Source organism: Saccharibacillus sp. O23 (assembly GCF_002205895.1).
GTDB lineage: Bacteria > Bacillota > Bacilli > Paenibacillales > Paenibacillaceae > Saccharibacillus.
In genome coordinates this window covers 164271-187644 of record NZ_NJDE01000025.1, presented here as the reverse complement: position 1 = coordinate 187644, position 23374 = coordinate 164271, and the positions used below count along the sequence as shown (strand labels likewise).

General features: G+C 58.2%; 30 protein-coding genes. 23 read left to right on the top strand and 7 right to left on the bottom strand.

What is annotated here, in order from left to right:
* The first annotated feature begins 70 nt into the window (after positions 1-70).
* The 3 genes from pepV (at position 71) to msrA (ending at position 3117) form a co-directional block, all read left to right on the top strand.
* Complete coding sequence (gene pepV / locus CDO73_RS23525; RefSeq protein WP_088490957.1) at positions 71-1477, top strand: dipeptidase PepV; 1407 nt, start codon at positions 71-73, stop codon at positions 1475-1477.
* 32 nt (positions 1478-1509) lie between these two features.
* Positions 1510-2523: an asparaginase gene (locus CDO73_RS23520; protein WP_088490956.1), complete on the top strand. Its 1014-nt coding sequence runs from the start codon at positions 1510-1512 to the stop codon at positions 2521-2523.
* An 81-nt stretch (positions 2524-2604) separates the two neighbouring features.
* Positions 2605-3117, top strand: a complete 513-nt coding sequence (gene msrA, locus CDO73_RS23515) for a peptide-methionine (S)-S-oxide reductase MsrA (RefSeq protein ID WP_088491041.1) — start codon at positions 2605-2607, stop codon at positions 3115-3117.
* 71 nt (positions 3118-3188) lie between these two features.
* Here the strand turns inward: msrA and CDO73_RS23510 are convergent, their stop codons facing one another.
* Both CDO73_RS23510 and CDO73_RS23505 read right to left on the bottom strand, forming a co-directional pair.
* Positions 3189-4682: a PTS transporter subunit EIIC gene (locus CDO73_RS23510; RefSeq protein ID WP_088490955.1), complete on the bottom strand. Its 1494-nt coding sequence runs from the start codon at positions 4680-4682 to the stop codon at positions 3189-3191.
* A gap of 34 nt (positions 4683-4716) precedes the next feature.
* Positions 4717-5574, bottom strand: coding sequence for a PRD domain-containing protein (locus tag CDO73_RS23505; protein ID WP_088490954.1), 858 nt, complete (start codon positions 5572-5574; stop codon positions 4717-4719).
* Between the two features lie 387 nt (positions 5575-5961).
* Between CDO73_RS23505 and CDO73_RS23500 the strand changes: the two genes are divergently transcribed.
* Entirely contained in the window at positions 5962-6651 is a 690-nt protein-coding gene (locus CDO73_RS23500) for a hypothetical protein (protein ID WP_088490953.1), read from the top strand.
* Positions 6652-6741: 90 nt separating this feature from the next.
* Here CDO73_RS23500 and CDO73_RS23495 read toward each other — a convergent pair whose 3' ends face one another.
* Positions 6742-7344, bottom strand: a complete 603-nt coding sequence (locus CDO73_RS23495; protein WP_088490952.1) for a hypothetical protein — start codon at positions 7342-7344, stop codon at positions 6742-6744.
* A 163-nt stretch (positions 7345-7507) separates the two neighbouring features.
* Here CDO73_RS23495 and CDO73_RS23490 point away from each other — a divergent pair, with 163 nt between their 5' ends.
* From CDO73_RS23490 to CDO73_RS23480, 3 genes are read left to right on the top strand one after another with little or no spacing between them, the layout of a single operon-like run.
* Positions 7508-7903, top strand: coding sequence for a GNAT family N-acetyltransferase (locus CDO73_RS23490; protein WP_088490951.1), 396 nt, complete (start codon positions 7508-7510; stop codon positions 7901-7903).
* Positions 7904-7956: 53 nt separating this feature from the next.
* Complete coding sequence (locus CDO73_RS23485) at positions 7957-8208, top strand: DUF2164 domain-containing protein (RefSeq protein ID WP_088490950.1); 252 nt, start codon at positions 7957-7959, stop codon at positions 8206-8208.
* A gap of 30 nt (positions 8209-8238) precedes the next feature.
* Positions 8239-9042, top strand: coding sequence for a phosphotransferase (locus CDO73_RS23480; protein ID WP_088490949.1), 804 nt, complete (start codon positions 8239-8241; stop codon positions 9040-9042).
* 87 nt (positions 9043-9129) lie between these two features.
* Here the strand turns inward: CDO73_RS23480 and CDO73_RS23475 are convergent, their stop codons facing one another.
* Complete coding sequence (locus CDO73_RS23475) at positions 9130-10317, bottom strand: MFS transporter (RefSeq protein ID WP_088490948.1); 1188 nt, start codon at positions 10315-10317, stop codon at positions 9130-9132.
* Between the two features lie 176 nt (positions 10318-10493).
* Here CDO73_RS23475 and CDO73_RS23470 point away from each other — a divergent pair, with 176 nt between their 5' ends.
* The 3 genes from CDO73_RS23470 to CDO73_RS23460 all read left to right on the top strand — a co-directional run bounded on the left by CDO73_RS23470 (position 10494) and on the right by CDO73_RS23460 (position 12545).
* The gene (locus CDO73_RS23470; protein WP_256972825.1) at positions 10494-11084 is read left to right on the top strand and encodes a TetR/AcrR family transcriptional regulator; all 591 of its coding nucleotides are present in this window, start codon (positions 10494-10496) and stop codon (positions 11082-11084) included.
* Complete coding sequence (locus tag CDO73_RS23465) at positions 11081-11989, top strand: PhzF family phenazine biosynthesis protein (protein ID WP_088490946.1); 909 nt, start codon at positions 11081-11083, stop codon at positions 11987-11989. Before CDO73_RS23470 ends, CDO73_RS23465 begins: the two co-directional genes overlap by 4 nt.
* Before the next feature lie 73 nt (positions 11990-12062).
* Positions 12063-12545 (top strand): hypothetical protein, encoded by a 483-nt coding sequence (locus tag CDO73_RS23460; protein WP_088490945.1) that lies wholly within the window; start codon positions 12063-12065, stop codon positions 12543-12545.
* Positions 12546-12585: 40 nt separating this feature from the next.
* On the opposite strand, the gene CDO73_RS23455 is transcribed toward CDO73_RS23460, so the two are convergent.
* Positions 12586-12852 (bottom strand): excalibur calcium-binding domain-containing protein, encoded by a 267-nt coding sequence (locus tag CDO73_RS23455; RefSeq protein WP_088490944.1) that lies wholly within the window; start codon positions 12850-12852, stop codon positions 12586-12588.
* Positions 12853-12937: 85 nt separating this feature from the next.
* Here CDO73_RS23455 and CDO73_RS23450 point away from each other — a divergent pair, with 85 nt between their 5' ends.
* The 8 genes from CDO73_RS23450 (at position 12938) to CDO73_RS23415 (ending at position 19369) form a co-directional block, all read left to right on the top strand.
* Positions 12938-13618, top strand: coding sequence for a DUF2625 family protein (locus CDO73_RS23450; RefSeq protein WP_179218819.1), 681 nt, complete (start codon positions 12938-12940; stop codon positions 13616-13618).
* A gap of 71 nt (positions 13619-13689) precedes the next feature.
* Complete coding sequence (locus CDO73_RS23445; protein WP_088490942.1) at positions 13690-14298, top strand: short chain dehydrogenase; 609 nt, start codon at positions 13690-13692, stop codon at positions 14296-14298.
* A gap of 79 nt (positions 14299-14377) precedes the next feature.
* Positions 14378-14887 (top strand): SRPBCC family protein, encoded by a 510-nt coding sequence (locus CDO73_RS23440; protein ID WP_256972824.1) that lies wholly within the window; start codon positions 14378-14380, stop codon positions 14885-14887.
* 127 nt (positions 14888-15014) lie between these two features.
* A complete protein-coding gene (thrC, locus tag CDO73_RS23435) occupies positions 15015-16433 on the top strand; it encodes a threonine synthase (protein ID WP_088490941.1) in 1419 nt (472 codons plus the stop codon).
* A 183-nt stretch (positions 16434-16616) separates the two neighbouring features.
* Entirely contained in the window at positions 16617-17501 is an 885-nt protein-coding gene (locus tag CDO73_RS23430; RefSeq protein ID WP_088490940.1) for an NAD(P)-dependent oxidoreductase, read from the top strand.
* Between the two features lie 12 nt (positions 17502-17513).
* A complete protein-coding gene (locus tag CDO73_RS23425) occupies positions 17514-18041 on the top strand; it encodes a VanZ family protein (RefSeq protein ID WP_088490939.1) in 528 nt (175 codons plus the stop codon).
* Between the two features lie 4 nt (positions 18042-18045).
* On the top strand, positions 18046-18630 hold the full coding sequence (locus tag CDO73_RS23420) for a hypothetical protein (protein ID WP_088490938.1): 585 nt from the start codon (positions 18046-18048) through the stop codon (positions 18628-18630).
* 88 nt (positions 18631-18718) lie between these two features.
* Entirely contained in the window at positions 18719-19369 is a 651-nt protein-coding gene (locus CDO73_RS23415) for a hypothetical protein (RefSeq protein WP_088490937.1), read from the top strand.
* Between the two features lie 125 nt (positions 19370-19494).
* Here the strand turns inward: CDO73_RS23415 and CDO73_RS23410 are convergent, their stop codons facing one another.
* Both CDO73_RS23410 and CDO73_RS23405 read right to left on the bottom strand, forming a co-directional pair.
* Positions 19495-20901, bottom strand: coding sequence for an alkaline phosphatase (locus tag CDO73_RS23410; protein WP_088490936.1), 1407 nt, complete (start codon positions 20899-20901; stop codon positions 19495-19497).
* A 176-nt stretch (positions 20902-21077) separates the two neighbouring features.
* A complete protein-coding gene (locus CDO73_RS23405) occupies positions 21078-21326 on the bottom strand; it encodes a hypothetical protein (protein WP_088490935.1) in 249 nt (82 codons plus the stop codon).
* Between the two features lie 109 nt (positions 21327-21435).
* Here CDO73_RS23405 and CDO73_RS23400 point away from each other — a divergent pair, with 109 nt between their 5' ends.
* The 5 genes from CDO73_RS23400 to CDO73_RS23385 are packed head-to-tail and all read left to right on the top strand — an operon-like array spanning position 21436 to position 23337.
* Positions 21436-21879 (top strand): DinB family protein, encoded by a 444-nt coding sequence (locus CDO73_RS23400; protein WP_088490934.1) that lies wholly within the window; start codon positions 21436-21438, stop codon positions 21877-21879.
* A gap of 2 nt (positions 21880-21881) precedes the next feature.
* Positions 21882-22337 carry a ribosomal maturation YjgA family protein gene (locus CDO73_RS23395; protein ID WP_088490933.1) on the top strand — a complete coding sequence of 152 codons (456 nt, stop codon included), beginning with the start codon at positions 21882-21884 and terminating at the stop codon, positions 22335-22337.
* Positions 22338-22367: 30 nt separating this feature from the next.
* Complete coding sequence (locus tag CDO73_RS23390; RefSeq protein ID WP_088490932.1) at positions 22368-22772, top strand: hypothetical protein; 405 nt, start codon at positions 22368-22370, stop codon at positions 22770-22772.
* On the top strand, positions 22769-22906 hold the full coding sequence (locus CDO73_RS26895) for a hypothetical protein (protein WP_179218818.1): 138 nt from the start codon (positions 22769-22771) through the stop codon (positions 22904-22906). Before CDO73_RS23390 ends, CDO73_RS26895 begins: the two co-directional genes overlap by 4 nt.
* Positions 22903-23337, top strand: coding sequence for a GNAT family N-acetyltransferase (locus CDO73_RS23385; protein ID WP_088490931.1), 435 nt, complete (start codon positions 22903-22905; stop codon positions 23335-23337). The genes CDO73_RS26895 and CDO73_RS23385 overlap by 4 nt, the downstream gene beginning before the upstream one ends.
* Positions 23338-23374: the final 37 nt, after the last annotated feature.

Here is a 23374-nt window from a genome sequence, read left to right as displayed (position 1 = left end):
ATAGTGGTAAGATAAAAGTCGAATCGGGCACAAACGTAGACGGAAAGACATATCAAGGAGGCTCGGATGGATGATCGACTGGCAAAAAGAAGCTGAAGCAAGACGCGAAGATCTGTTGAGGGATCTGGACGGATTGCTTCGGATCGCAAGCGTCAAAGATTTGGAAACGGCAACTCCGAAACGGCCGATGGGCCGAGCGATCGGCGAAGCTCTCGATTACATGTTGGAGTTGACCGAGGGCATGGGGTTGACGGTGAAGAACGTCGACGGTTACGCCGGACACGCCCAATACGGCGAATTCGATCCGGAGACGACGATCGGAATTCTTGGTCATTTGGACGTGGTTCCGGCGACCGGAACGTGGACGCATCCGCCGTTCGAACCGCAGATTCGCGACGGCAAATTGTATGCGCGAGGCGCGATCGACGATAAAGGGCCGACGCTTGCGGCTTTGTACGGATTGAAGATCGTCAAAGAGCTGGGCCTGCCGCTCAGCAAAAACGTCCGTCTGATCTTCGGAACGGACGAAGAGAGCGGAATGAGCTGCATGCATTATTACGGGGAACACGAACGGATGCCCGAAACGGGGTTTGCGCCGGACGCGGAGTTCCCGATGATTTATGCGGAAAAAGGGCAGTTCAATCCGATCTTGGTTCCCAAATATCCGTCTCAGACGACCAAATGTCTCGTCCGGTTGGAATCGTTCGAATCCGGCCTGCGCATCAATATGGTGCCGGAACGGGCGCATGCCGTATTAAGCGGAGACATTCGTCCGTTGATCGAAGCGTTCGAAGAGTTCTGCCGCGAGCATCGGGTAAAAGGAGAAGCGGAAGTCAGTGCGGGACAGGCGATGTTTACGCTGACGGGAGTCTCCGCGCACGGCTCCGAACCGGCGGAAGGCGTCAACGCGGGCACGACGCTGGCTCTGTTCCTGCAAGACGCTCCGCTTCAACCGGAAGGCAAAGCGTTCGTCGGACTGCTGAACGTGCTGCACGAAGACTTTCAAGGCGAAGCGCTGGGCGTCGCCTGCCGCGACGAGGCTACCGGACCGCTTACCGTTAATCCGGGCGTCATCCGTTTCGGCCACGAAGAAGGCGAGACGGAGTTCGGATTGACGCTTCGCGTACCCGTAGGCGCCGATTACGGCTGGATTCGGGCGCAGATCGAAGAGCAAGCGGACCGCTTCGGCTATCGGATCGATGCCGTGCGCGAAGTCGGTTCGCATTACGTCGCTCGGGAAGAGGCCGTAATCGGAGCGCTGCAAACGGCTTATGCCGAAGTAACGGGAGACGAGCCGACGCTGCTGACGACGGGAGGAGCGACTTACGCCCGTTTCATGCCGAAAGGCGTCGCTTTCGGAGCCTGTTTCCCCGGCAAGCCGATGACCGCCCATCAAGCGGACGAATTTATCGAAGTGGACGATCTTCTGAAGGCGACGGCCGTTTACGCGCGCGCCATCTACGAGTTAGCCAAATAACCTATTTCATAACAGAAAGAAGAGATTAACCGATGTCGCAGGATGTACAAGTTACCCGGGGCCAATATGTAGAAAGCAATCACGACATTCATGTCGCCGTTACGGACAATGCCGGCCGTCTGCTGTATTTCGTCGGCGACCCGCAGCGCCTGACGTTTCCCCGTTCGTCGATGAAACCGTTCCAAGCCGTTCCGGTCATCGAATCGGGCGCGGCGGACGCTTACGGATACGGCGACGCGGAGATTTCGCTGAGCTGCGCTTCGCACAGCGGCGAGCCGATTCACCGCGATACGGTGCTCGACGTGCTGTCGCGCGCGCATTTGTCCGAAGACGATTTGCAATGCGGCACGCATATTCCGCGCGACGGCGAAAGCTATCGTCAGCTGATTCGCGAAGGACGCGAACTGACGCCGGTATTCAGCAATTGTTCCGGCAAACATTCCGGCATGCTGCTGACGGCCGTACATCTGCACGAAGACACGGAGACCTACCGGGAAATCGACCATCCGCATCAGCGGCGCATTCTGGAAGTCATCTCGAACGTCTGCGAATTTCCGGCCGAAGAGATCGGCATCGGCGTGGACGGCTGCGGCGTGCCGGTGCATCGGCTGCCGCTTCGCAACGTCGCCCTCGGCTTCGCCCGGCTGGCGAAACCGGAAGGCACGGTCTCGCCGCAGCGCGCGGCAGCGCTGGATCGCGTCCGCAAAGGGATGACCAACCGGCCGGAGATGGTCGCCGGCAAACATCGGTTCGACACGGATCTGATGCGCGTCTTCGGCGGCAATCTCGTCGCCAAAGTCGGAGCCGAAGGCGTCGAATGCATCGGCGTGGCCGATCGGGGCATCGGGATCGTCGTCAAAGTGGAAGACGGCAGCGAACGCGCTACTTACGTTGCGGCCATGGAAGTGCTGAAGCAGCTCGGCATCGGCACGCCGGAACAGTTCGAACAATTGGCCGAATACGTGCACGCGCCCGTGCTGAACGCGCGCCAAGAACGGATCGGCGAGATCAGACCGAATTTTACGCTGCAAGCGGCAGCGGAGTGAAGCGTACACGACCTACAGAGGAGCGGAAAAGAAATGACGCAGGAACAATCGAGTTTCGCCGATAACGCGGGAGAGAACCGTATCGAAAAAGCGACCTTCGCCGGAGGCTGCTTCTGGTGCATGGTTACGCCGTTCGAAGAACTGCCGGGGATTCGGGGCATCGTCTCCGGTTACACGGGAGGAACGGTAGAGAACCCGACTTACGAACAGGTCAAGACGGGAACCACCGGCCACTACGAAGTCGTTCAAATTACGTTCGAACCGGATGTTTTCCCGTACGAACGCCTTTTGGAGCTTTACTGGCCGCAGACCGATCCGACGGACGGCGAAGGCCAGTTTCAAGATCGCGGTTCGCAGTACAAACCGGCGATCTTCTTCCACAACGAAGAACAGGAACAGGCGGCGCTGGCTTCGCGGCAGGCGATCGCGGACAGCGGACGTTTCGACAAGCCGATCGTCACGGAGATTCTGCCGGCGCAGGAGTTCTACGAAGCCGAAGAATATCACCAAGATTATCATAAGAAAAGTCCCAAGCACTACAAGGAAGACCGCGAACAATCGGGACGCGACGAATTCATCGAAGCAAACTGGTAAACGGCCGCGCGGCGCATCGCCGCAAAGCAAAAAGGACGTGCATCGCGCACGTCCTTTTCGCGTCGCCGAACTTACAGCATTTTCTCGATCTCGTTCTTGATCCGTTCGGATTGCGGCCCGAACACGACTTGGACCGCTCCTTGGCCGAGCCGCATGACGCCGGAAGCGCCGAGCTTCTTGAGCGCCGCGTCGTCGACGGCTTTGTCGTCGCCGACGACAAGGCGAAGCCGGGTGACGCAGGCATCGATATCGAGGATGTTGGACGGACCGCCGATATGCTCCAAGATGCGCGCGGCCCGGCTGTCGGCCGTACTTCCCGTGCCCGCGGTTCCGATCGCCGCGCCGGCTCCCGGATCGATGCCGATCCCGTCCGCCGCGAGCACTCCTTCGGCGAAGTCGTCTTCGCGGCCCGGCGTTTTCAAGTTGAATTTGACGATGATGAAGCGGAACAGCGCATAGTAGACCGCGAAAAAGATCAGGCCGACCGGCAGCAGGATCCAAGCGTTCTGCGACAGTTTCAAATTGACGAGGTAATCGATCAGGCCCGCCGAGAATCCGAAGCCGAGATGAACGTCCAGCACGTACATAATCAGCCCCGAAAGGCCGGTCAGCACCGCGTGCACGACGTACAGCACCGGGGCGAGGAACATGAACGAAAATTCGAGCGGTTCGGTGATGCCCGTCAGGAACGAAGCGATCGCGGCGCCGACGAAGATCGACGCGACGGCTTTGCGGTTTTGCGGTTTGGCCGTGTGGATAAACGCCAGCGCCGCGCCCGGCAGCGCGAACATCATGATCGGGAAGAACCCGGTCATGAACATGCCCGCCGTCGGATCGCCGGCGAAGAAGCGGGTCAAATCGCCGTGCACGACTTCGCCGGCCGAGTTGGTGTAATCGCCGATCTGGAACCAAGCGATCGAATTCAATACATGATGCAGACCGATCGGGATCAGCAGCCGGTTCGCCGTGCCGAACACGAACGCGCCGAGCCCGCCGAGTCCGACGACCCAAGTGCCGAAAGCGCTGATCGCGTCCTGAATCGGACTCCAGATCATGCCGATCAGCACGGCCAACACGATCGTGGAAGCGGCGGTGACGATCGGCACGAAGCGTTTACCGCCGAAAAATCCCAACCAGTCCGGCATGCGAATATCGTGAAAGCGCTTGTACAAGAACGCGGCCCAAGCGCCGGCGAAGATGCCGCCGAGCACGCCCATGTTCAGCACGACGTCGTCGCCGATAAAAGGCATTTGCAGCGGCACGGTTTCGAGAATCTTGCCGAGAATCAGATACGCGATCAGCGCCGACAAGGCGGCGACGGCATCGCCGGCGAAACCGATCGCGACGCCGATCGCGAAGATCAGAGGCAGGTTGCCGAAGATCGTGCCCGCGCCCGCATTGAGAAACGGAGCCACGTACTGGTTGAGGAAACCGCCGACGACGCTGCCGAGCGGAATATCCTTTTGATAATCCAACAGGCCCAGCCCTTGAAGAATGGCGGCTGCGGGCAGAGTCGCGACCGGCAGCATAAGCGACCGGCCCAGTCTTTGCAGAAACGCTAACATGTTCATCACCCTTTATCTATAAAATGGTTGTAGCCTATTTGTAAGCGCTCTTCAATCGGTGCAGATGGACGGCGAGAAAACCGATCTCCGAGCGGGGAACGTCCGCGTCCAACGATCGGCGGACGACGGCAGCCAATTTCTGCGCGAGCAGAAAAGCGTCGGCGCACTCTTTTTCGATCCAGGGAAGCAGCGGATTGGCCGATTCCGTCCCTTGCAGCAGCCGTTCGATCAGGCAGCGCAGATGAATCATCAGCCTTACCATGCTGAGGCTGCCGCCGTCGAGTTTCAGCTTCGTCTCGAGCCGAACCGCATCGATCAGCTCTCCGATCAGACTCGAAGCTTGAACCACTTGGCCGACGGGCAGACTGCTGACGGCGGAGTAGACATGATAGGTCAGAAAGCCGATCTCGTCTTCCGGAATCTCGACGCCGAATTCGCGGGAGATCTGCTCGGCCGCCCGCGAAGCCAATTCGAATTCCTGCGGAAAAGTCAGCCGGGTCGCTTCCAGAAACGGATTGACGATATCCATTCCGTTTCGCAGCCGGTACAGCGTGAACTGGATATGGCTCGGCAGCGCGAGATAGATTTTGTCGTCGGGCTTTATGCCCGTGCGCTCCGCGATCGTGCGCACGATCTCGTTCGACACCGCGATGACCTGCGGATCGATGTTTTCGAGCAGCATCCGGTAGCGTCCCCATTCCTCGCGATCTTCCAGTCGGAACCTTTTTTCGATCCGGGTATCTTCCGCCTCGAGGCTTCCGCCGGTTTTCAGCGTAAATCCGATTCCTTTGCCGATAATGACGAACTCTTCGTCGCTTCGTTCTCCGCGGGCCATGACGACGTTGCTGCCGATCACGCGCTGTACGCGGAAATTTTCTGTCGTTTTTGTCATGCCGTTCGCTCCTTTTCGAATGTCGGGCCGCCTGAAAGCAAAAAGAGCCAAGAACATTCACTCGGTGAGTGAACGATTCTTGGCTCATGCCCTCGCGGTAACACGCCGGTCGATCTATGCGAATGTGTAAAAATTTAGCTTGAACCTATAATAAGAGGAATAAGCGCGGCCGTCAATCGTTTTGCGGAAAATTATCGGGCGACAAGCGGATCGCGGCACGAATGGGACCAACTTCGCATGCCGGGTTTGCGGCTTTTCGGGCGTAAATAGGAAAGAGCGGGCTTCTCAGCCCGGCCGGTTGACGATAAAATAAAGAACATCAAGGATGCAACGATCCGATCGCTTCCGCGCAAATTCCGTTGACTCTACATACAAAGGGGAATTCACATGCTGATTCCGGATAACGAACAAACGATGGAGCGGCTGAAAGCTTTTATCTGCAAATGGGCAGGACCGGCCAAACCTCAATACGGAGTCCGTCCGGATCTGATCCCGACAGACCTGCCTGCCGTATTGAAAGATTTTTACGCGTTTGCGGGCAACTGGCCTAATCCGACTTTCGATGCCGGCGCCGCGCCGGCAGGCTTCGGTCCCAAGCTGTTCCAAGCGCAGGATATTTGGTTGGAACCGGACGAGTTGGAACGCGAAGAAGGGCGCATCGTTTTTCTGTCGGAAAATCAATGCGCTTGGAATTGTTCCGTCGAAGCCGGCCGCGACGATTCTCCCGTCTATAGCGATGCCGCCCGTCTCTGGGACGATCGTCTGGAAGGCAGCGAGATCGTATGCCCGTCGCTGACGCATTTTCTGACGACGTTCTGTTTGCAGGAGTTGGTCTTCGGCAGCCGTTACTTCGGCAAATTGGAAGGCTCGCTCGATCCGGCCGTATTTCGCGATACGTTGAACCCGATCTGGTTGGACGGCTATTATGTATTCAACGAACCTTCCCATTCGTTCTATCTGTGCGGCGACAATCTGCTGATCATGGATTATTATTCGGACGTGTGGTACGGAAGTCTGGACGAGAGCGCGCTCGCGCTGATCGCGGATCCGGGCATGGTGAAACCGATCGAACCTTGAATCCGGTCCCGACTGCCGAAAAACGGAATCGATTGTCCGCCCGGGACGCAGAGCTGCGCCCGGGCTTTTTGCTGCATTCGGGTTTCGGCGTCACGACCATCCGTCGGACGTGCGGATTCCGATCAAACGTCCGCTCGACGGGAGAACGCGAACGGCTTCGATATCCGAACGCTGCTTGAAAACGTCGGCCAACGGGCTTTTGACGCCGTAACGGCTTCCGTCCGACAAGGTCACCCATAAGGTGCAGCTTTCGTAGGTGTCGTTGATTTCGCAGGTTTGTCCGGTCGACGACACGTGCGCTTGTTTCTCTTCCAGAATGCCCTGCGCGTAATAGCGAGCCAGATCGTAGCTGGTCTGCGGAGTCTGCCATTCGAAAGTCATGAACACCAGCACCACGATCGCGGGGTAAAACAACGCCGAGCGGTAGAGCCAGACCGGATATTTGCGAACGATTCTCGAGCGCTGCCGAATCATGCAAAAGGCAAGAAAACCGACCAGGGCCAGCGCGATCATCCAAGACAGAATATTGCGGAGCGTGATGACGATCAGCTCGCCGGTCTGAAGCGTGGCATGAAACCATTCGATATAGATCACCGGCATGTAGGACAAAGCAAAAAGAACAGTCATGGCGATCAGGCATACATAAAACAGCGATCCTTTCAAGAGTCGTCGGGATCGAGACGCGGATTTCATCGGAATGTCCTCCTTCTGCGACAGGAATAAGCTTGGCGTCCGCCTGTTTATTTTACCGAAAAAACCTCCGAAACCAAAGCAGGGCTCGACTTCGACCGGAATTTGGGGCATATTTTAGACAAACGAACACGATTCGCACGACCGACAAGGAGGCTTCTGACACATGGTGCTCATCAAACCGCACACGGAAAAACCGATCCCCCCGCTGCAATTGATGCGGCTCTATCAAGATGCGGATTGGTGGCCGACGCGGACGAAAGATGGAATTCGCAAGCTGTTGACGCACGGCGTGGCGCTCGGAGCTTGGGAAGACAAGCAGCTCGTCGGGTTCTGCCGCGCGGTATCGGACGGCGTATATCGGGCTTACGTGGAGGACGTTGTCGTGCTCGGCACGCATCGCGGACAAGGCATCGGCCGGCAGTTGATGGACAAGATGATGAAGGAGCTGCACGGCATCGAAGTCGTCAGCCTATTCTGTTCGGCCAAGCTGACGGAGTATTACGAAGACAGCGGGTTCCGGCCGACCCGGCAGGTCGTCATGCATCGCAGCCGTTCTTGAGATCGTTTTCGCCCGGCGAGCAGCGCCGAGACGCATCGAGAGGAGAAGAAAAGATGATCCCTATCCGATTGCCCAGAGAACAAAAAGACGAAATGATCGCCGATCTTCAGCAGTTTTTTTACGAAGAACGCGGCGAAGAGATCGGTACGATCGCGGCGGAGAATCTGCTCGATCATATGCTCAAGCAGTTCGCGCCTTACCTATACAATCAAGCGATCCGGGATGCGAGAGCGGCCGTGAACGAGAAAATGCTTCAGGTCGAAGAAGAACTGTACGCGCTCGAACGCCCGATCGTGCGCAGGTAAAGCCGCGCAAGCGGCGGAAAGCGGTGAGAAATGACGCAGACATGGAGCAAGATCGGCGACGGGGGAACGGCGGAGATTTATCTGAACGAGTCGGGGCAGGTGGTCAAGCTGTTCCGGGAATGGTTCTCCGAAAGCGGCGTCGCAAACGAATACGGCAAAAGCGTATGGGCCTACGAAGCGGGACTGCCTGCGGCGAAACCGCTGGGCGTGGAGCTTCACGGCGGCCGGCATGCGATCCTGCTCGAACGGATCGAAGGCGAATCGCTGCTTGAACGGTTGTATCGCGAACCCGAGACGGCCGAAGAAGCGGCCCGCACGTTCGCGGCTTATCAGGTCTGCCTGAACGAACGATCGGCGGAAGATCTTCAAGACGATCAGCGCGAACGTCTCGTAAGCCGGATCGGCCGCGCCGAGATGCTTCGAGAAGAAGAGAAAGCTTACATATTGGCCGAGCTGAATAAGCTGCCCGAAGGCGATCGGTTATGCCACGGCGATTATCACCCGGGAAATATCATGGAGACGCCGGACGGATGGCGCGTGATCGATTGGATCGACGCGACCTGCGGGCATCCGCTGTACGATCCCGCGCGGACGCTGCTGCTGCTCGGGTTCGGAACGGAAGAAGGCGGCGCGAGAGGCGTGATGGAACAAGCGGCCGAGACGTTCCGCCGCGCTTATCTGGACGAATACGCCAAGCGGTCCGGGTATGCCGCCGAAGAGATCGAACGCTGGATGCTGCCTCTGGCCGCGGCCCGTCTGGTCGAGCCGATTCCGCATACCGAGAAAGCGAAACTGCTCGGATGGGTGCGCGGACGGCTGGCCGAACAGAGCTGAGCGGCTTTTTCGGAATATGGCAAAGCAGCCCGCGAAACGGGCTGCTTTTTGCTGTTCTAAAGCCCGAAATCCGCCCGCGCTCTGCGCTCAAACGTGGCGCGCATCCCGGGAGCAGACAGCGTACGCCAGCGCGATCGCGGCGATTCCCGCGCCCGTCAAGCTTACGCCTTGCCAACCGAAAGCGGCGTAGATCCGCGTCGACAAGAAAGCGCCGAGCGCGCTGCCGATCGAATAGAAAACCATGTAAGCGCCGGTCAGCCGTCCTCGCGCTTCGGGAAACGCGGCGAACAGCAGCGACTGGCTGCTGACATGCACGACCTGTACGGCGAAATCGAGCAGCAGAATGCCGACGACCAGCAGCGCCAACGAGCGGTGCAGCATGCCGATCGGCAGCCAAGCGACCAACAGAACGGCCAGCGCGACGATCGTCATTCGCGGCCCCAGTCCCCGGTCGGCCCAGCGGCCGGCGCGTGCAGCGCCCAACGCGCCGGCCGCGCCCGCCAGACCGAAAGCGCCGATGGCGGCCGGCGACAGACCCAGCGGCGCTTCGCCGAGCGGAATCGCAAGCGGAGTCCACAGCATGCCGAAGTCGGCGAAGATCAGCAGCGCCAGCACGGCCCGGCTTCGCAGCAGAGGACGCGCCGCGAACAGTTCGGGCAGAGAACGCAGCGTCTGCCCGTAAGAGATCTTGGATTTAGCCGAGTCGTCTTCCGGCAGCCATCTGAACAAAGCCAGCGCGACGGCCGCGGTGAGCGCGGCCGACAGCAGATATACGGCGCGCCAACCTCCGAGTTCGCTGACGACGCCGGCGACGGTCCGAGCCAGCAGAATCCCGATCACCACGCCTCCGGTCACCGTGCCGACGGCGCTGCCCCGCCGCGAAGCCGGAGCCAGCGAAGAAGCGAAATTGACGAGAACCTGAGTGACCACGGCCATCGAGCCGACGGCGGCGAGAGCGGCTAACAGCAAGGCGTACCGATCGGCCAATCCGGCGGCGGTCAGAGCGACCGAAGACGACAGCAGTTGAACGAGAATCATGCGTCTTCGGCTTCGCAGATCGCCGAGCGGCACGATCAGCAGCAGGCCTGCGGCATAGAACAATTGAATGACGGAGACGACCGAGCCGACGGCCGCGTAAGAGACGCCGAATTCTTCGGCAAGCTGACCGAGCAGCGGTTGGGCGTAATAAATATTGGCGACGGCCAGGCCGCAGGCGGAAGCGAGCAGCAGCGCCAGCGAAGGCGACCAAGTCGGGGCCTGAGCGGATTTGATCAAAGCGGAAGCTCCTTTCGAGTTTCGGAATTCGTTTTGTACCGATCGGTATGTAAATGCGCTCCCTCACTATACGCCGTTCTTTTTCGCGCTGTCAATCTTTTTGCAAGCGGCGGGAAGCTGTATTATACTGATCGGTATCATACATGCGCTTTCGGGCGCCGCAGAGGAGGATCGCCGTGAGGCCTCGGGCTTTCGACGAAGAACAAGCGCTTGATGCCGCGATGCGGGTGTTCTGGGAAAAAGGATACGAAGCGGCGTCTTTGACCGAGCTGACGCAGCGGATGGATATTCGCAAGCCGAGTTTGTACGCGACGTTCGGAGACAAACGGGAGCTGTTCGAGCGGGCTTTGAAGCGTTATACGGAGCGCCATGCCGCTTATGTCGAACAGGTGCTGGAGAGGGAGGACCAGACGATTCCCGCGTTTGCCGGACTGCTGCGCGATACGGCCGCCGGAGGAAGCGGAGGCGATCCGGCGCTCGGCTGCCTCGCCGTGCTTACGCTCGACGAGCTGGGAGCCGCAGAACCGGACCTTGCCGCGCAAGCGCTGGATCATCAACTGCGTCTGGCCGCTCTGTTTCGCCGCAAGATCGAGAAGGGCATCGGGTCGGGCGAACTGTCGCGGGAACTGGATGCCGAAGCGTCGGCCGGCGCGGTGCTGGTCTCGCTGATCGGGTTGACCGTGATGCTGAAAGCGAAACCGCCGTCGGCGTTTATCGACGCGGCGATCGCTACGACTTTGACCCTGCTGAAGGAGGAAAAAAGATGACCTCGGTGAATGTTTTGCATTACGACGCGTTTTCGCCGATTCCCGGCAAAGGCAATCCGGCCGGAGTCGTGCTGGACGCCGACGGATTGACGGATGAACAGATGCAGCAAATCGCGGCCCGCGTCGGGTTTAACGAGACCACTTTCGTCTGCCGCTCGGAACGAGCGGACGCGAAACTGCGTTATTTTACTCCGGGACACGAGATGGATCTGTGCGGGCATGCCACGATGGCTTCGCTGTACGCTCTCCATACCCGCAATCTGCTGGACAAAGAGGAGGCGTCGATCGAGACGCGGGCCGGGATTCTTCCGGTCGAACTGCTGCGGGAATCCGATCCTTCGGGCGAGCAGGATTACCTCGTGATGCGGATGCGTCAAGGCCGCCCCGAGTTTGTTCCGTTCGAAGGCGACGAAGAAGCGCTGCTCGCTTCGATAGGATTGACGGCGGACGACCGGGACGAACGTTATCCGATCGTCTACGGGAGCACGGGGATCTGGACGCTGCTGCTTCCGATCCGCGATCTGGAAGCTTTCTCGCGCATGAAGCCGCGCAACGCCGAATTTCCGGGCGTGCTGAAGCAGAATCCGCGGGCGTCGCTGCATCCTTTTTGTTCGGACACGTTCGACCCTTCGGCACGCATGCACGCGCGCCACTTCTCTTCGCCGTATTCGGGTACGATCGAAGATCCGGTAACGGGAACGGCGACGGGCGTCATGGGGGCTTATGCGCTGACTTATCTGGAACCGGAATCGCGGCATACGGCGTTCGTCGTCGAGCAGGGATTGGAGATGGGACGAAACGGACGCGCGAAAGTCGAAGCTTGGCGTACGGATAACGGGGAGACGGAGATCAAGGTATCGGGGCGGGCCGTTTACGTAGGCGAATTGGCGATCGAAATCGAATGATCGCGTAACGAATGTGGGGTTGCGAACGTTCTTAAAGTAAAGGATGTTCGACAATCAGACAGGAGGAATCGCGATGGGAAAAGATCGTTGTTTCTACGGGGTTCGAAGCGTGCGTCCGTTCGGACACGCTTTGTCCTACGGACTGCAAGCCGTCTTATGGTCTTTGCTCGTGTATCAACATTACCAGAGTTGGGTTCAAGGCTGGAGCGGGCCCGGTATGTACCGCTTATCGTTAGCCGCAGTCGCGCTGATGCTGATCTTCGCGCTGCTTTCGATCCGTCAGATCTTTAGGCCGGCGTATACGCTGGAACTGAATGAAGATTCGATCAAACTGCGGAAGCGCCGATTGCCGGCCGGGCAAATTAAGCTTATTTACGTCTCTGAAGGCGAAGAACCCGCGATCAGCGTCAAGCCGAGAAGATGGTTATTCGTGCCTAACGATTATTCGTTCAAATTTTCCGAAAATCCGGCGTATTCCGTAAGGGACATCATCCGTTGGGCCGGCGCGAACGACGTATCGATCGTCAAACGCCGCTCGTCGAAGATCTACGATTAAGTGTGAAACAGGCACAAAAAAGGACACCTTTCGGCGTCCTTTATTTTTCGCAGGCGATAAAGTCTTTGTCGCGGTCTTTGGTTTTGTTGGCTTCGTAAAGTTCGGCCGAAACGAACGGTTTATGTTTGGTTTTGCCGCCTTTGTTTTTGATGTCGGCCGATTTGGCGACCCCGCCTTTGTAATCTTTGTTCAGTTCGGTACAGTTTTTGTACTTCTTGGCTTCGGCGTGAGCGGTTTGTTGCGTAACGGGAACCGCTACGGCGAGCAGCAGCGCGAAACTGAGCGAATAAGCCAGACCTTTTTTCATGAAAATGCCTCCCGGGCTTAAAATGGCGTTCAAGCTCTATTATCGGGCGGAATGGGTTAAATTTGAAGCGGAAGGAGAAAAATGGATGAAAAAGCTGGAAGAACTGCTGTCCGACGACAGCGCGTGGCCTTCGCTTCTTGAAGCGGCGCAGCGGGCGGAGAACGAGGTCCGGATCCTCGGGGCGGATCGGCGTCGGGCCGAAGAGACGCTGGTCGGCTTGCAGACGAGCGATCGGACGACGCTGGGCGCGGTCGCGCTGAACAGCGGAGGACTATGGATCGACCGGGGATGGCTGAAAGTGCTCGGCTGCGGGCATGATTCGATCGCGGGCGACCTTCGTTCTTGGAACGGACTCGGGCCGGACCCGCTCGATCTCGAATTCGAACCCGAAGGGTACGTGATCGCGGCTTACGACGTCGCGGGCGGGTTTTTCGCGATCAACAACGGCGCGTTTAACGACCGTACGCCGAACGTGTATTATTTCGCGCCCGATACGCTCGAATGGGAAGATACGGAGAAAGGATACACGGACTTTCTGGCTTGGGCGATGGACGGCGACTTGGAGCAGTATTACGCGACGTTCCGCTGGAAAGGCTGGCAGGACGATATCCGTGCGCTCCAAGGAGGACAAGGCATGTCGATCGTGCCGTTCCCGTGGTCGAAAGAAAGCCGCGACGCGAACAAAGCGGTTCGTACGCCGATCGCGATGACGGAGTTATGGGACAGACAGCAGGAAATGAGTCGGCAGACGACGAAACCTCGGTAAGGAGGCAGGGTCAAATGGGTAAAGATCGAATAACGGCACATTTCTCGCAGTATTGACAGGAGGGAATACGAATGGCAAAAGCATTGGTCATCGGAGGACACGGCACGATCGGACAAGCGGTCGTCGCCAAATTGAGAGAGCAAGGAATCAACGTGATCACGGCCGGACGGACAAGCGGAGACTACAAGTTCGATATGACCGATCCGGCCAGCATCGCCACGCTGTTCGCCGAGATCGGGGAACTGGATCATGTGGTGGTAGCGGCAGGAGCGACCCATTACGCGGCGCTGCCGGAATTGAAGCCGGAAGATAATCTCACGAGCGTCAACGGCAAGCTGCTCGGGCAGGTCAATACGGTTTTGATCGGGCAGCATCGGCTGAACGCCAAAGGCAGCTTCACGCTGGTCAGCGGCATCCTCAAAGATTATCCGATCGCGCGCGGCGCTTCCAGTTCGATGGTGAACGGGGCGATCGACGCTTTCGTGCATGCGGCGGCGTTCGAACTGCCGCGCGGCATCCGGCTGAATTCGGTCAGTCCGACGGTGCTGACGGAATCGGCCGAGAAATACGCGGATTACTTCAAAGGATTCGATCCGGTGCCGGCCGACAAAGTCGCGAACGCGTTCGTGCGCAGCGTGCTCGGCATCGAAACCGGGCGAACCTATTACGTATACGGATAATCGGCGAAGAATACGGGAACTTCCCGTATTCTTTTTTTGTAGAAAGATCAGCGTATGAAAGTCTATAAGGGGAGGACTGTTGTCCATCGCAAGAGTAACGGAAGAAATCTGGGTGCGTGCGCCGATCGACGTTTGTTTCGACGCGGCGCGCGACGTCGGATTGCATCCTCGGACGGTCTGGCCGCAGACCCGAGAGCGAACGCTGCCTGGCGGAAGAATGACGGGACTTATGGAAAAAGGAGAAACGGTCGTGTTCGAAGCGGTGCATTTCGGCGTGCGGCAGCGATTGGTTTCGGTCGTGGAACAGTACGAACGTCCTTCCTTTTTCGTCGACGAGATGCGGCAGGGCGCGTTTCGCTATATGATCCATCGACACGAGTTTAGCGAAGGCGAAGAAGGGACGTGCGTGCGCGACGTGCTGGAATTCGCTTCGCCGCTGGGAACGGTCGGACGCCTGTTCGACAAGCTCGTGCTTCGAAGATATATGCGGGCGTTCATTCTGTACCGCCAGAAAGAACTCAAGCGGATCGTCGAGGAGCTGTACGCGGCAGGCGGACAATATTACGACGGCGATCCGCCTGGGCGCTAAGCGGCAAGTGTTTTTTTGAACGAAAATGCAAAAAAAGACTGTCATCGCATGTCGGTTTCGGGGTATGATTGTACAAATAAATTCGCGTCTACGCGATCCTAACAATTTCGATCACTGGGGGCTTACGATGAACTACATCAGTACAAGAGGTCAAGTCGAACCGAAAGGATTTGTCGATACCGTCCTGATGGGACTGGGCGAAGACGGCGGATTGATGGTGCCGGAGAGCATTCCGACCGTATCCGAAGAAACGCTGAAACAATGGCAGCAGCTCGGTTTCCGCGACTTGTTTATCGAAATTTTCTCTCTCTACGCGAACGGCGAGATTCCGCAGGAAGACCTGAAGCGGTTGGTCGACGCCAGCTACGCGACGTTCCGCGATCCCGAAGTGGCGCCGGTACGCAAACTGAACGACTCCCTGTACATTCTGGAGCTGTTCCACGGCCCGACGTTCGCGTTCAAAGACGTAGCCCTGCAATTCATGGGCGAATTCTACTCGTACGTCTCGAAGACGCGCGGCGAGATCATTCATATTCTGGGCGCAACGTCCGGCGATACGGGCGCGGCGGCGATCCAAGGCGTGCGCGGCAAAGAAGGCATCAAGATCTGCATCCTGCATCCGCACGAGAAAGTCAGCAAAGTGCAGGAGCTTCAGATGACGACGGTCAACGACGAGAACGTCCTCAATCTGTCCGTCAAAGGCACGTTCGACGACTGCCAGCGGATCATCAAAGAGCTGTTCTCGGATCTTGCGTTCAAAAGCCGATATCATCTGCGCGCGATCAACTCGATCAACTTCGTGCGGATTCTGGCGCAGACCGTTTATTATTTCTATGCCTACTTCCGCGCGGTCGAGCAGATCGGCGACGCGTCGAAAAAGATCAACGTCAGCGTGCCTTCGGGCAACTTCGGCAACATCTTCTCGGGGTATCTCGGCAAAAAGATGGGCCTGCCGATCCACAAGCTGATCATCGCTACGAACGAAAATAATATCTTGGAGCGCTTCGTGACCACGGGCGAATACCAACCGGGCGAGTTCCGCAAAACGCACAGCCCGTCGATGGACATTCAAGTCGCGAGCAACTTCGAACGTTATCTGTATTATCTGCTCGGCGAAGATTCCGCGCAGGTACGCGAATATATGGGCAAACTGGCGAGCGAAGGCAAGATCGTCGTGGACGGCGAGCTGCTCAAGCGCGTGCAGGAAGAGTTCCAAGCGCTCGGCGCGACCAACGAGCAGAATCTGGAGCTGATCGGCAAATACCGTTCGGAGACCGGCTATCTGCTCGATCCGCATACCGCCTGCGGCGTAGCGGCTTCCGAAGCGTTCACCGAAGACGGCGAAGTGACCGTTTCGTTCGCGACCGCGCATCCGGCGAAGTTCGACGAAGCGATCCGCCTGCTGGATATCACGCAGGAGTTCCCGGTCGAGATCGCGGAATTGGTCGCCAAAGACCAATACCAGACGGTCATCGACAATGATAAAGCCGAAGTGACGCGTCAGCTCGAAGTCTTTTTCGCGGGCGACGCGGTAAGCAAGCCGTAAACATCGAATATCGAAGCCGATCCAAGACGCTTCCCTGCGGGGAAGCGTTTTTGGCGTTCTTCGAGCCGTGCGGCGCGCAAGAGAGGCGCCGAACATGACTCCTCTCGGGGATTGCGGTATGCTAAGGTACGTAGGTGTGAGGAACAACAAAGAGTCTTATCGACAAAGGAGCGTGGAACGACTATGGCGCAATTGGCTTGGATCGGAACCGGATACATGGGCGTGCCGATGGCGCGCAATCTGCTGAAAGCCGGTCATTCGGTGAACGTCTACAATCGAACCCGGGAAAAAGCGCTGCCGCTGCAAGCGGAAGGCGCGAAGATCGTTTCGTCTCCTCGGGAAGCGCTGCAGGGCGCGGAAGCGGTATTCGTGATGCTGACCAAAGGCTCCGCCGTCGAAGCGGTGTTGGAAAGCGAAGAAGGCCTGCTTGCAGGGTTGAAACCGGGAATGACCGTCGTAAACATGAGCACGATCTCGCCGGAAGAAGCGCGGGAATTCGCGCGCCGGATCGAATCGGCCGGAGGCGTCTACGTCGACGCGCCCGTATCCGGTTCGGTCGGCCCGGCGGAAAACGGACAGCTCGTGATCTTGGCCGGCGGAACGGAAGAAGCGATCGCGAAGGCGCAGCCGTTCTTCGAGATTCTGGGCAAAAAAACGCTGCATTTCGGCGGCGTGGGCGCGGGCAGTTCGGCGAAACTGTCGATCAATCTGCTGCTCGGCGTGATGGCGCAGGGCATCTCGGAAGCACTGCTGATCGGAGAGCAGGCGGGGCTTCGCCGCGAACAATTGATCGAAATGATCGGGGAATCGGCGGTGAATACCCCGATGCTCGCCGCGAAAAAAGAGATGTGGATCAGCGAAGAGTTCCCGGCCGCCTTTATGGTCAGCCTGCTCTCGAAAGATCTGGGTCTGCTGACGGCGGAAGCGAAGCGCGAAGGTCTCGATCTGCCGTTGGCCGAAGCCGTAGACCGTACTTATGCGGACGCCGTGCGAAGCGGCAAAGGCGAACTGGATATGGCCGCCGTATGGTTGGAACTGAAAGAGCGCGGCGCGGAGAACGGAAAATAAGGGGTTGCGTGCATGAAAGCCAAAAAAGTCTTCGTCAAGCTGCTGGCTCTGCTGGTGCTGCTGGGTTACGGAGGACTTCTGCTCTATATGATGTTCTGGGGATTCGGCCGCTCGGCGCACCTCAGTGGGGAATTCCGTTATAATATCGTGCCGTTCGAGACGATTCGGCTGTTCGCGCGTTCGGCGGACTGGGACAATATCCGGGCGCCGTTCATTAATCTGGTCGGCAACGTAGCGGTCTTTATCCCGTTCGGCGTGCTGCTGCCGGTGCTGTTTCGCCGCTGCCGAAATTATTTCGGATTCCTCGGGCGCTTCCTGCTGTTGATTCTGGCGTTGGAGCTGGCTCAAGGCGTATTGGGAGCAGGCGTGGCGGATATCGACGATCTGATCTTGAACGGCGTCGGCGCGACGATCGGGTATATCGCGTACCGGATACTCGGCGGTCCGGCCGTCAAGCGAGGCGGACGAGCCGCTGCGCGCGCCTATTCGGCGCAGCCGGGACGCGTCCGGCAGCCGCAGCGGAAGCAGAAAGGAAGATAACCCGATGATCGCGATCCAGACGATTCTGCTCCGTTGGAGCAAAGAAACGCGGGGCGAACCGTATGCTTCGCCCCGCAGCCGGCATCCGAAAGCTTATGCGCTGCCCGTGCCGCAGGAACTTCGCCCGCGAGGCGGCGAACCTGCGCCGGAGCGAACGGAGTCCGGCGGCATCCTGCTGCATCGGCTGGCGTTCCGGCAGACGACGGAAGGCTTCCTGCCGCTGCAAAACGAAGCGCTTCGGCTCTCGATGCCCGAAACGGGGCGTCCGGTCGACGAGCGCCTGCTTGCGGGCGTGCTGACGGATCTGCGAGGCGATCGGCTGCGCGTCCGGCTGCGTTACGTGCCGGAATTCGGCAAGCCGGTCCGCACGAACGGCCGGAGCGAACTTCTGGAGCAGACCGCGTTCGAATTATCGGCCGGCGAATACGGACGGGTGACGATCAACGGGCGTCATGCTTGGGAAGACGGTCATGTCTATGAACTGCGGACGATCAATATCGCTTTCGGGGACGAGATCCAGATCCCGGCGGATCTGTTCGAGCGTAAGGAGCCGGACAAGCGCCGCGAATGGCTGGAATCTTTGTGGTAAAAAGGATAAATGAAGAAGGAGGCGCAACTTGCGCCTCCTTTTTGGCGTTTAGTAGAAAACAAGCTTTCGGGATAAGGAGGCGGAAGATTTGCGAAAAATCGGGCGCGCGTCCGCAGGCCGCAGGAAAAGGCAGTCCAGCGCAGGCGTTCGGGCCGTTCTGCTGCTGCTCGGCATGCTGCTCGTCGTAACCGGAATCGTCGGAGGATTGACGGCCGCTCCCCAAAAAGCGTACGCGTGCAGCTGCGCATTCGATCCGAACGGGAACGAGCAAATCGAGTTCGCCGATCTGATCTTCTCGGGCACGTTAGTCAAAAAGACCAAATCGCTGCTGAACCTGACAGGTTCGTATTCGGGCGAGGATCGCTACGATCACGAATTCGAAGTCGATCAAGCGTGGAAAGGCGACGTATACGAGAAAGTCACGGTCGAGAGCGGGACCGCTACGGAGTCCTGCGGCGTGAATTTTCAAGAAGGATACCGTTATATCGTATTGGCGAAGCGCGACGGAGCCAAACTGATCACCAGCCTTTGTTCGGGCAATGCATTATACGAGGAAGACTCGCGACCCGACATCTTGCAGAAACTCGGCGAACCGTCCGACCCGTTGGCCGGATCTTCGCCCGGAGACCGGTTTCGCGCCTATCTATGGATGATATTGGCGTTCGTCGCCGCGATCGTCTCGGCCTTAACCTGGCTGGGCCTCCGGCGCCGCCGCAGCCGCCGCAGACCGCGTGCCTGACCGAAAGACCGAAAAATTGGGCGTTACGTCGGCAATTTCGCCGCGTAACGCCCGATTCCGGTTCACGCTTGATAAGAAAATGTTGCTTCGCCGAGACGGAAAAGGTACTGCCGCTCGTCTGACGATCAACGCGTCGGTTTGCCGCCCAGCAATTCGAAGATCACTTTCGCGTTGTCCGTGTTGTCGATCAGACCGGCGAACCGTTCGCTGCTCGGTCCGTACGCGTACACCGGCACGTCTTCGCCGGTATGTCCGCCCGTCGTCCAACCCGTGAAGGAGCGTTTGTTGAAGATCTCTTCGATCGCGTTGTCGATCGTGGTCACGTCTTTGCTGAGCGCGGCTTTTTTGACCGAAGCGCGTTCTTCCTGCGTCAGCTTGAGCTTGATGTTCTGCGAGAGCACTTTCTCGACGGATTCGCCCGCGACGATCTTCGCCGCCATGTAGTCCGGCGTATGAACGGCAGCGACGATCGGCGAAACGAGGAAGTTGTATTCGCCGTCCGCGCCGAGGCTGAAGCCGCCCGTGGAATGGTCCGCGGTCGCGACGACGAGCGTATGGCCGTCTTTTTTGGCAAAGTCGATCGCGGCTTGGAACGCTTTGGCGAAGTCGTCCATCTCGCTCATCGCGGCGACCACGTCGTTATCATGGCCCGCCCAGTCGATCTGGCTGCCTTCGACCATCAGGAAGAAGCCTTTGTCGTTCTGGCTCAGACGATCGATCGCGGCTCCCGTCATTTCTTTCAGCGACGGCGTCGCCGAAGTACGGTCGATCATCTTGTCGAGACCGCCGTTCGCGAACAGACCGAGCAGTTGCTTGTCTTTGTTCGCGAGCAGCGATTTGCGATCCGTGACATAACCGTAACCAGCTTTTTTGAATTCGGCGGTCAGATCGCGGTCTTTGCGCACGAAGTTGCTTTTGCCGCCGCCCAGCAGCACGTCGATCTTATGCTGTCCGCCGATTTTTTCGTCGAAATAATCGTTGGCGATCGCGTCCATGTTTTTGCGGCTGATATCATGCGCGCCGAACGCGGCCGGCGTGGCGTGCGTGATCTCGGACGTGGCGACAAGACCCGTGGACATGCCGTTTTCTTTGGCTTGTTCGAGCACGGTCTTGACTTCCGTTTTGTCGTTGTCTACCGCGATCGCCGCGTTATACGTCTTGACCGCCGCCGACATGGCCGTGGCTGCCGAAGCGGAGTCCGTGATGTTCTGATGTTCGTCTTCCGGATACGTCGTCTGCATGCCGACCAGATACGGATCGAAAGCGGTTTTTTCCATCAGCGGGGTGGAAGCTTTGTCCTGCATATAACGGTAAGCGGCCGTGTAAGAAGGACCCATGCCGTCGCCGATCAGGAAAATGACGTTTTTGACTTCGCCGCTTGCCGGAGCGCTGACCACGGCCGCTTCGGGAGCGGAGGTCGGCGTAGGCGTTTGTGCCGGCGCGTTAGGCGTCGTCGCTCCGAACAAGACGGGCGCGGCCGCGAGGCTCAGGCCGAGCACGGCGGGAATTCCTTTTTTAAACAAGCTGTTCAATGTAACTCCTCCTTGATTATGTAAGTAGAAAAGACCGATCGAAAGCGAACGTTTGAGCACATGTTCAAGTATATTCGCTTGTATCAAATGCAAAGTCGGGTTGTGTAAAAACTATGCAAAAAAGGCTGAAATCATACCGGAGTACGATTTCAACCTTTTTAGAGAGTCATCCCTGCTTAAACATCGTTTTTGCGTTTTCGTCCTGATAAAGCTGCGAACATCACGATATATACGAGAACGAACCCGTAAAAAATGCGCTTCATCACATTTAAAAAATCAGAGTCCGGATCAAGCCAAGTCAAAACGAAAGCCGCAGCAAGCAGCCCTAAATTTTCTTTGGAGCGGTAATTGACTCCGTAACGCAAGCCTCTATAGAAAACCAGCAGAAGCACGACGATCAACATGATACTGATAAAAGTCCCCATGATCCCCTCCCATGCAGGCCATTATAGGCGAAGCTTTAGGGCCCAAGCAACTTCCTTTTTGCCCCGCCCGGCGGTAGAGTAGAAAGAAGCCGGAACTCTGGAGGAAAATATGCGAAAACTGTTCGAATATAATTGGTTGGTGCGGGAAGAATGGTTCGATTGGTGCGAGGAGATTCCCGAAGCCGAACTGCTCAAAGAGCGAATCGGCGGGCAGCGCAGCATTCTGCGGACGCTGGTTCACGTGATCGACGTCGAACACGCGTGGATTCGCGGACTGATGGGCGATCCCGAGCAGCATTACGATTACGAAGTTTACCGGTCGTTAGCCGACGCGCGCCGATTGTCGAGCGAAGCGGCGGCGGAGGTTCGGCCGTTCGTGGAGCAGTGGACGGACGAGCTCGAAAACGAACGGATGCATATTTTCGCTTACGGAGACGTAATGCGGCACGCGATCGCGCACGAGATTCACCATATCGGCCAACTGTCCGTCTGGGCGAGAGAACTGGGCCGCAAACCCGTAACGGCCAACCTGATCATGCGGGGGCCGCGCTGACCGTGCGAAGCAAGCGTCCGAAGCGGAAGGCGTTTCTCGCTCGCCGCCGCTTCGCTTATGCGGCCGCCGCCGTCGCGACCCTGCTGTCGGGTCTGGCGTCGCGCGTTTACGGGAACGAGATTCCGCGTTTTCTGGCGATTCATGCCGGAGACGCGTTATGGGCCGCGATGATCTATTGGCTGATTCGTCTGATCCTGCCGGGCCGAAGCACGGCGATCTGCGCAGGGTATGCGCTTCTGCTGAGCTTCGGCGTCGAATTCAGCCAACTGTACCGGGCGGAGTGGATCGACGGCCTGCGCAAAACGACGTTGGGCGCTTTGGTGCTGGGCCGCGGATTTTTGCTTGCCGACCTGGTACGTTACTCGGCGGGGGTCGTTTGCGTATTCGCGCTGGACACGTTCGCCTCGAACCGGCGGAAAATTTTTCGCAATACCGAAACGTTCGATCGAAACCGATAAAACTTATATAGAAGAAAGGAGGAACCGACGATGAAAAAAACGATCATCGGCTCCGTGTTAACCTTGGCCGGGACATGGATCACGAGCTGCATTCTGGTCGCCGCCGTGTTGTTCGTGCCGAACATGTCGACTTGGGACGGGACGAGAGTCTGGTATGCCATCTTCGGCGGCGGTCCGTACGAAGCGGATCTTAAGCAGAGCATGGCGCTGGGCCTGCCTTTCGCGATCGGCGTCCTCATGTTCGCGGCGGGGATCTTGATTCTGGCGATCGAATATTTCCGACCGGAAACGCGCCGCGAGTCCGTTCCCGTACCGGCGAGACCTTTTAACGGGGAAGACGGAAACGGAGCGCCCAAGCTGTCGGCCGTCTCGGGGGAACCTTACCGGACCTCGGACGGAGACGATATTCCGACCATGAAGGAGATACGCCCTTGAACCGAAGAATGTCCATGCCTGCCCAAGAGACGCCGTCGATCGTGCTCGAACCGCTCGTCGAATCGCGCAACCCCGGCCATCCGCGCGACGAGAGTTTTATTTTTGCCAAAAACAGAAAGGAGGAGGGCCGATGATCGAGATCCGAAAAATCCGAACCGGCGACCTGCCGCAGCTTGCGGAATTGTACGGGGAACTTGTCGAAGAGAAATCCGGCGGACCGAAGATGCGGGAGACGTTCGCGCGGATCGAAGCCGACGATCGTTACGTCTTATTGGGCGCTTTCGAAGGCGAGCGGTTGGCGGGAAGCGCGATGGCCGTCTTCTGTTACGATCCGATCGGCGACTGCCGACCGTTCATGGTCGTGGAGAACGTCATCGTATCGGAGCGTTTTCGCGGCAAAAAAGCGGGAAGGCTGCTGATGGAAGAGTTGGAACGCTTGGCGAAGGAACGAAGCTGCGGGTACGCGATTCTGGTCTCGAGCGGATTCCGCAAAGAAGCGCATGCTTTCTACGAATCGCTGGGATATACGGAAGACGTGCGCGGATTTCGCCGCAGGCTGGACTGAAGTTCGGCGCTTTCCGCATGGAGCCGGCATAATCGGA